This window comes from Luedemannella helvata, assembly GCF_039528415.1.
Lineage (GTDB): Bacteria > Actinomycetota > Actinomycetes > Mycobacteriales > Micromonosporaceae > Luedemannella > Luedemannella helvata.
In genome coordinates this window covers 1-800 of sequence record NZ_BAAALS010000109.1, presented here as the reverse complement: position 1 = coordinate 800, position 800 = coordinate 1, and the positions used below count along the sequence as shown (strand labels likewise).

General features: G+C 68.1%; 1 protein-coding gene. It reads right to left on the bottom strand.

Annotated features, from left to right (window positions below):
- Positions 1 to 226: 226 nt before the first annotated feature.
- Positions 227 to 800, bottom strand: a 574-nt coding sequence (locus ABD191_RS28975) for an Ig-like domain-containing protein (protein ID WP_344089131.1), incomplete at its 5' end; no start/stop codon positions are given.

The following is an 800-nucleotide window of genomic DNA, read 5'->3' as shown; positions in this document are numbered from 1 at the left end:
CGGCCGGCCGCTTCCCCTGCGGCCAGAGCCGCAACAACCTTCCCGCGCAGGTTTCTGGGCAGGAGTTGGCTGGCGTAGATCAGACCGAGGTCCACGGCCTTGTCGTGGATCTGCTGGTCGGTATAGCTGATCGGCACAGGAGTGGCCTTCCGTCGCGGTTCTGGTGGTGCACCGGGGCGCGGGCGAACCGCGACGAAGGACCGCGCCCCGGCGTCTGGGGCGCCGGTCAGGTAACGGTGACGGCGCAGGTGTCGGACTGGCCCTCGTAGGTGGCGGTGACGGTGGTCGAGCCGGGGTCGACGCCGGTGACGAAGCCTGCCGACACCGTGGCCTTCGCAGGCACGGACGACGTCCACGAAGCGAGCGCGGTGACGTTCGCGGTGGAGGCGTCGTCGTAGGTGGCGGTCGCGGTGAGGGAGCCGATGGCACCGTCAGCCACGGACAGCGTGGTCGGGATAGAGATGCTGACCAGGGTGGGGGTCGTCTGCCGGTCGAAGAGAACGCCGTCGCCGGTGGGGTAGATCGTGGCGACGAACGTCATCGACTCGAGGTCGGTTTCGTTCTCACCGTGGTCGCCGTCGAGGGACACCTCGGCGTAGTTCGCGGTGATGAGCCGGCGGACCTTGTCACCCTCGCGGGTCTCGAAGGCGACGAGGACCTTGGCCGGGCGGGGGACCTTGATCTGCGTCTCGGTAGATCCGGGCCACAGCAGGGAGAAGGTGGTGTCGTTGTCCTCGAGCGCGGTGAACGACTTCGTCAGCTTGAAGTGGTTGCGTGACGTGCGGACGAGGATGCCGCCC